At 36.5% G+C, this 7,482-nt stretch carries 6 protein-coding genes; 1 reads left to right on the top strand and 5 read right to left on the bottom strand.

Annotation, left to right across the window (positions count from 1 at the left end; translation table 11 throughout):
• Nucleotides 1-79: 79 nt before the first annotated feature.
• The 5 genes from DFR80_RS14680 to DFR80_RS14660 form a co-directional block, all read right to left on the bottom strand.
• Complete coding sequence (locus tag DFR80_RS14680) at nt 80-1,411, bottom strand: IS1380 family transposase (RefSeq protein ID WP_114490438.1); 1,332 nt, start codon at nt 1,409-1,411, stop codon at nt 80-82.
• A 152-nt stretch (nt 1,412-1,563) separates the two neighbouring features.
• Entirely contained in the window at nt 1,564-2,007 is a 444-nt protein-coding gene (locus tag DFR80_RS14675) for a small multi-drug export protein (protein ID WP_032490933.1), read from the bottom strand.
• 31 nt (nt 2,008-2,038) lie between these two features.
• Nucleotides 2,039-2,617 carry a TetR/AcrR family transcriptional regulator gene (locus DFR80_RS14670; RefSeq protein ID WP_032490934.1) on the bottom strand — a complete coding sequence of 193 codons (579 nt, stop codon included), beginning with the start codon at nt 2,615-2,617 and terminating at the stop codon, nt 2,039-2,041.
• 170 nt (nt 2,618-2,787) lie between these two features.
• Nucleotides 2,788-4,188, bottom strand: a complete 1,401-nt coding sequence (locus DFR80_RS14665) for an ISLre2 family transposase (protein ID WP_091404659.1) — start codon at nt 4,186-4,188, stop codon at nt 2,788-2,790.
• A 125-nt stretch (nt 4,189-4,313) separates the two neighbouring features.
• Nucleotides 4,314-6,260 carry a cation-translocating P-type ATPase gene (locus DFR80_RS14660; protein ID WP_091404662.1) on the bottom strand — a complete coding sequence of 649 codons (1,947 nt, stop codon included), beginning with the start codon at nt 6,258-6,260 and terminating at the stop codon, nt 4,314-4,316.
• A 149-nt stretch (nt 6,261-6,409) separates the two neighbouring features.
• On the opposite strand from DFR80_RS14660, the gene DFR80_RS14655 reads away from it, so the two are divergent.
• Nucleotides 6,410-7,482: transposase (locus DFR80_RS14655; RefSeq protein ID WP_147270200.1), on the top strand; the 1,073-nt coding region annotated here is incomplete at its 3' end.

Raw genomic sequence — 7,482 nt, 5'->3', positions numbered from 1 at the left:
GAAGAGTGGCTGGGTCAATAAAATTAATATTATTTTTTGCTTACCCGGGTCAATTTTCAATTAATAAAAGGGTCAAATTTCACTTGACAAAAACATGCAACAGAACCAGCTGTTGAATATTCTCCAATATTGTCCAGAACAGTGAAGAGAAAACGTAACCTGTGGACAAGCGGACTTTTATTTTACGCGCATGTCGTGTCAGCCTTCCAGCAATGTGGAAAACTTTAAACCGAATAGTCGCCACCGTTGATTTTTTCTCTTTATCTGGGAATGTTAGCTCTTTCATCAAATGAATGACTGTATAGGCAATACAACTCATCATCATGCGAGCCTGATTCGCAAGAAACGTTGAACTATCGGTCTTGTCGAAGGAAAAACCATGTTTGATTTCTTTGATATAATTTTCCATTGTCCCTCTCTTTTGGTAGAGCTTGTACACTGTTTGGGCAGGTATATCAACGAAATTTGATACGATAAACTCAAACGTCGTAAATAAGAGTTCGCCAGCTTCTCGAGTGGCCTTTACAGCTACTTTACGAACCGTTTCCCAAGATTTAGCTTGATAATCAATCTTGAAATACTGTGATTCTTTATGTGTAAAGTCTGTATCTGGTCCGTAAAGGACCTTTTGTTGAGCCATGTTCTTCAGTCGTGCATTGACTTTTAAACGAATAATATACTTCACTTTTTCTTGCTCGCATAACTCATAGATCTCAGGTTTGGCAAAGCCACTGTCCCCTCGGACAGTTAAAAACATATCGCATGAGTGCTGTTTGTGTTGAGAGATGATGTCTGCTAAAAAGACTTCTGCATTGTTAGACGTGTACACATTGCCCGGACGAAGTTCGGCACCCAGAAACAGACCAGTCAGTCCATCAAAAGCCACTAAGGGATGATAACCCGTTGTTCCGTAGTGAGTATTGAAATCAGTCTGTTCTTGTTTTCCGAAGGTGTCTGAGTGAGTAGAATCCACGTCAATGATCATATGCTGTGTATTTTTTTGGCCGATATAGATAGTGGTCAATGCCTTGGCAATTGATTGAAGTTGAACGATATTCTCCTCCGACAGTTGATGAATAAAACGAGAAACCATCGACTGTGAACCTAAGGTCGTTTTATTTAGCCCCTGCTGAAAAACTGGATCGTGACGTAGCCAATTGGCTGAAGAATCCGTTGAGTAACCGGCTATTAACTGCACAAGAACCTGCATAAATAAATCAATATAGTCATGTGTACAATAGTTTCTTGAATCGTCAATATGCAATAACTCGTTAACCAGCTCTTTGAACTTGATCTTATGAAAAAATTCAAAGAGTAAAAGGAGACCGGAATCATTGGATAATTGACCGCCATCGTTTGACATAACCAAATGGGGATTGAATTGTAGTTGCTTTTCTTGTAAAGTTGACATTGAGCACACCTCTTGTTTTTGTTGTTTTGATCGACTTTACAATAACATAGAGTGTGCTCTTTTTGTATATTTTTTTCTTCACCCAACGGGTGAAGAAGGAATAGAGTGATAAACCTTATCAAAGCGGGATAAATGCCTGTTCTGACAAGGTACTATGAATTATTCAGGGTAATTCCATTTATAATTAATATCGTAATAATTAATCCAGTAATCCCAACACTAGTTGCACTATATATCCAAAGTTTTGCTCGATTAAACTTTAGTGCTTTAGCAATAACACCTATTGTCCAAACACCTGCTAAAGGAGTTAACAAAAGTATAACCCATGCACCATGCTTTTCTATGCGATTCTCCCATTTTCCATTTAGACTTTTTTCCATGATTTTTTTCATGAAATTAAATTTCATTAACCATTCATAGCATATATCCACAAACGGAATAACCATCCAATTTCCTAGTGAAGCCCATAAAAAAGCGTCAAACCAATTTAGCCCGGCTGCAAAACCTGCAGGTATTGCAATATAAATTTCAAAATAAGGAAAAAAACCTATGAACCAAGTTGAAAATGCTGCTCCAATATACTTAATAATTTCCAAAATTAAACCTCCAATCAAGTTTATTTAATTTTTAACTGCAAACACCTTTCCAAAAATATCTCCATAAATGATTCAATTTTTCATTACAATTTTGATTTGCTAATGAATCAATATATAAGTTTTCCAACAACATACGATATACACTTATGGCAGACGTTATCTCTTCTTCTGCCAACATTTTTTGTTTAGCACAATCAATAAAAATTCGTGATACTGTGTCGTCAATAAAATTATCATATTTTGCTAATAATTTATCTACAAGCGACAACAATTCACTGCTAGATAAAATTGCAACGCGCTTGCTGAAAGCTATCTCATCAGCGGTTAAAAAATCACTTTCTAGACAGACAGTTTTAAGCAAAATAAAAAGTTGTTCATCTAATGGTTTATCCCTCTCTACTTCAAGCAATTGTTTTATAGCAACGATACATTTATCTAGTATTTTTTCACAGGCAATAGTAAATATTTCATTTTTTCCACTATAGTGGGTATAAATAGAACCTTTCTTTATGCCAACTTGCTTTGCTAGATAGTCAACAGAAGTTCCTTCAAATCCATTTTCACCAAAGGATTTTATAAATTCTTCAATAATTAAATCTTTTGTTTTCATAATTCACCATCCTTAATACTAACTACCGGTAGTTAGTATTTTATACTAGGTGATTCCATTTGTCAAGTAATAGTGGTGATTTGTATGTGTCAATACTTTGGCGGAAACTTTTCTCTAGAGATGGTAACTCTTCAATTTTAATATTAAAATTGCTCATTCTGTGTGTTTCGTTACCCAAACATTTTCTTCAGTTGTCCCATTGGACTTGATGTGGAACTATAATTAGCTATTTCACCCATTTTAACCCCTATAGAAGGACGATGAATCTTTTTCAAAACAGCTCTAACAGCCCCTTTAAATTCAGGGACAATGGTTTGTTCAAATGCAGGTAGTTCCGCTCTCAAAGCTTCTAAAAGAGTTCCGTTTTTACGAGCTGAAATAATGGAAGCTAAGTTTCCAGCTCCTTTGGCTGAAAATCCACGCCCTTGGCGTTTCATACGGTAACTGTAGGGACGATGATTACTTTCACAAATACCTATTCCATTTTGGACAGGTAAGTCTCGCATTTTCAAGGGACAAATACTTTCCCAATTGCGTTCTAAATAAGCCCCTAATAGACGGAGATGCTCTTCTTTCTCAGTTCTTGTTTCTTCATCTTCTATGCGACTTTCTGTCGTCGCCAATACGCTAAGAACACGTTCTTTATCATAGGCACTCACAGCTTTTCTCATTTCAATAATCATAGGCTTATCAAAACTTAACCGTTGGTTTATTTTTTCATTCACATGGTAGGGATCTCTAAAGTGTTCATGCTTTTTGCATTTTCCAATAATCTGCTCAAATTTATCTTTTTCATACCCGCTGCCGCCATCACTGTTGGATACGATGATTGTTTCCCGAATATCATACATCGCTTCTAACCACTGCCCAGCTCGTTTAAAGGCTTCTTTACTAGATACTGTACTTTCAAAAACTTGGGATCCAATAAGGACTGGTCGCTTTTGTTTTCCTACGTACGTCACACCTTCATGAAATTGAACACGATGAAGCTCAGGATTTTTCTCGCCTCTTCCTTTTAGTAATAACCCGTCGCCTTCAATAAACAGCACAGGCACTTTCCTTTTTTCTTTTTGGGGTGTTTCAATATGACTCGGAGCTTCATCCGTCCATTTTTGAACTTTCTCACCTGTTTTTTGAACCATTTTATGAACGGTTGTATGACTTACTTGAAGCGGAGTTAAGAGGTTAATGGCATCAGCCGCCTTGCGATACACACCATCGGAGGCAACCTTAGCGGCTTTCATTTCAACTAAAGGTGAATAGCGAATATACTCTTCTAAGCCGATGGCTTCATCTAATGGTACAATGCTTTTTTCGCCATCTTTTCTCATGCGTCGTCGCCTAATCTCAACAGCCCCGTATGAGAACTGAACGGTACGTTTCATTGTTTTCTGTATATCGTATCCTTTTTCTTTATAAGTATGAATTAATTCCAAATCAATCATCTCGATTGCTTTGGAAACCAGCTCACACATGACTTTTGGAAGGTATTGATCTAATCGTATTTCACTGTCTAATAATGTTTCAGAATCCTTTAATATACTGGCAATTTCTGCTATAATTTGATTCATAAGAAGACCTCTTTTCTGGATTTGTGGTTATCTCTAGATTAAGGGTCTTCTTCCTTTTTGTCTACTTTAATTTCTTACCCTACTATTTTACTTTCCGACAACTATTTTACACATAGTTCTTTGGATTATTCTACATTAGTCAATGGAATATCACTTGCATTGTTTTTAGTTCTTATACCTTCTTTTTTCCATTGATATCTACGAAGGAACATTGCGTTTGCAATGATAATCAAGGCACTTCCTTCATTTATAATTAAACCTAATGTAAGAGGCATGACTCCGATCAAGGCAGTCACAACAAGGAACGCAACTATCGCTAACGAAATAGCAATATTTTGGTCTATTTTAGAAACTGTCTTTTTACTTAATTTTAGTGTATATACTAGTTGATCTAAATTATCCTGCATTAAAGCAATATCTGCTGTCTCTAGTGCAACGTCTGTTCCTTGAACTCCCATTGCAATACCTACATCAGCCTGAGCCAGTGCTGGTGCATCATTTACACCATCTCCTACCATCGCTACCTGCCCATACTGTTTTTGCAATTCTTTCACTGCGTTAATCTTATCTTCTGGAAGGAGTTCTGCTCTTACTTCATCAACGCCAAGTTCTTTACCAATTGCTTCACCTGTTAGTCTATTATCACCTGTTAGCATAACAACCTTTTTCACACCAGCTTCTTTCAAACTTTGAATAGCTTGTTTTGCATTTTCTTTGGGTCTATCAGCTACTGCAATCATCCCAAGTACTTCATTGGCAGTTCCTAAGAGCATGACAGTTTTCCCTTGTCCTTGCAGCTTTTCAATTTGCATGACGTGGTCTTTATTTATGTTTACTTTTAATTCGTTAAACAAGCGTGGATTTCCAATGTAGTAATTATTTCCGTTAATCTTACCTTTTGCCCCACGACCTGTAAGTGAATCGAATTCTTCTACATCTGGAATTGTAATCTTTTTGTTTAATGTTTCTTCCATAATCGCATCAGCTAAAGGATGTTCGGATTGTTTTTCAAGCGCACCAGCAATCTCCAATAATTGCTTATTTGAAAGGTCTGATACCGTTACAAGATCCGTGACCGAAGGCTTTCCAACTGTCAAGGTTCCTGTTTTATCAAATGCCACAACTTGAGTACTACCAGCTGATTCTATATAAATACCGCCTTTAACCATTACTCCACTTCGAGCTGCCGTTCCAATGCCAGTAACGACTGCGACTGGCACAGACAGTACTAATCCACAAGAACAAGAAACGACTAGTACCACTAAAGCTCTATATAACCATTCATCAAAAGGTTGACCAAAGAAAAGGGGAGGTACAATAGCCACAATGATCGCTAATACAAACATGGCTGGCGTGTAAATGGCACCAAATTTCTCACTGAACCGCTGTCCTTTCCCTTTTTTCATTTGTGCGCCCTCTACTAATTTAATAATTTGGGCTAGGGTTGTATCTTGAGCAAGTTTAGTCACTTCTATTTCCAATGCACCACGTTCATTTAATGTTGAAGCAAATACCTCATCTCCTAATTGTTTTGATACAGGTATTGACTCTCCAGTAATGGAAGCTTGATCAACTGTAGTTGAACCTTTAGTGACTACACCATCAACTGGTATTTTTTCTCCGGGACGTACCAGAACGATATCTCTGATTTCCACTTGTTCTGTCAATATACGCATTTGACGACCATTTCGAATGACTGTTGCTTCACTAGGGGCTAATTCAACTAATGCTCTAATTGCATTTCTGGCTTTATCTGATGCGTATGATTCCATTAATTCACCTAAAGAGAAAATAACGACAAGCCCCGCAGCTTCTCCCCATAATCCTAGATAAATAGCTCCAATTACTGCCGCAATATGCAATGTATTAATGGAGGGACTTCCATTTCTTAATTCAACCCATGCACTTCTTGCTGGATAGATCCCTCCAACAACAATTGCAATACTATATAAAATAATCGCCCACATTTCAGGTAGACCGAATCCAATTTCTGCAATCAGTGTAAATGCTGTGACGGTTGCGGCAATAATCAACAGTATTGTCCTTGGGTGTTTATACCACCTTGTATTCATTTCTGTGTTCCCCTGAACTGACCCCTGTCAAGTAGACAGATAAAAAAATAAGTTTTTTTGAGACTAGAATTATCTAGTCTTTTTTTAATCGTATAGGAAATTATACTTTTGCAGGAATGTGGATAACTTTGTAGAAAGATAAAAATATTATGAGCCCAAAACAAAGAAGAAATCACATTAAAGTCAAAACAATATTGAATGATCACTGGGAAGAGTTTAAGATTAAACATCTTCCAGGTAGAGTGCCTGCTGATATGTTAAACCATGTAATTGATCAGGTAGAAAAATCAATGAAATGTGGTAACCCAGAAAATGGTTATGCTAAGTATAAATGCTTAGATTGTGGTGAAGAGCATATTGTCAGCTTCAGCTGTAAAAGTAGATTCTGCTCCAGATGTGGTAAAGTCTATGTAGATAAATGGGTAGACAAACAGGTTGATATGATCTTAGATGTCAGCCATAGACACATGGTATTTACTGTTCCAGAAGAATTAAGAGGATATATTTACTGGCAGAGAGATATCATAAAAGATTTAAGTGATAAAGTAGCAGAATTAATCCAGAGATACATAGATAAAAAAGGTAAAATTCATGAATATGAAGCTGGAATAATAACAGTAGTTCATACTTTTGGGCGTGATATGAGCTTTAATCCTCATGTGCATGCATTAATAGCAGAAGGTGCATTAGATAAATATCATCAGTGGAGTAAAGTAGGATATTTTTCCTACAAATATTTAAGAAAAGCCTGGCAGAAAGTACTTTTAGATATCTTTAAAGAAAGATTTCCAGATAATCAAAAAGTTCAAAATCTAATCAAATATTTCTACAAAAGATACAAAGAAGGTTTTTATGTCAATGCAGAAAGTAGAATGAATAGTGCTCGAGGAGCAGCAAAATACATAGGAAGATATTTAGCCAGACCAGCTATTGCAGAATATAGAATTTTAGAGTATGATGGGAAAAAGGTAAGTTTTTGGTATGAAGATCATAAAACAAAAAAGAGAGTGGAATTAGAGTTATCAGCCATGCAATTTATTGGCAGAATAATAATGCATATACCACCCAAATATTTTAAGATGACCAGAAGATACGGACTCTACAGAAGAGGCTACAACAAAAGAGTCAAAAAGATAGTAGCTCTCTGGAAGTACATGAAAAGAAGACAGTTGAGATTAATCATGCAGTATAAAGTTACTAGATCACTAAGCTGGAGAGAAAG

Origin of the sequence: Halanaerobium sp. ST460_2HS_T2 (assembly GCF_003337665.1) — a bacterium.
Taxonomy (GTDB): Bacteria; Bacillota; Halanaerobiia; order Halanaerobiales; family Halanaerobiaceae; genus Halanaerobium; species Halanaerobium kushneri.
This window is presented reverse-complemented; position numbering and strand designations above follow the sequence as displayed.

Coding starts and splice junctions, on each gene's coding strand:
- DFR80_RS14665 (WP_091404659.1), bottom strand. CDS start 4,188: ATGAATCAAATTATAGCAGAAATTGCCAGTATATTAAAGGATTCTGAA.
- DFR80_RS14660 (WP_091404662.1), bottom strand. CDS start 6,260: ATGAATACAAGGTGGTATAAACACCCAAGGACAATACTGTTGATTATT.
- DFR80_RS14680 (WP_114490438.1), bottom strand. CDS start 1,411: ATGTCAACTTTACAAGAAAAGCAACTACAATTCAATCCCCATTTGGTT.
- DFR80_RS14670 (WP_032490934.1), bottom strand. CDS start 2,617: ATGAAAACAAAAGATTTAATTATTGAAGAATTTATAAAATCCTTTGGT.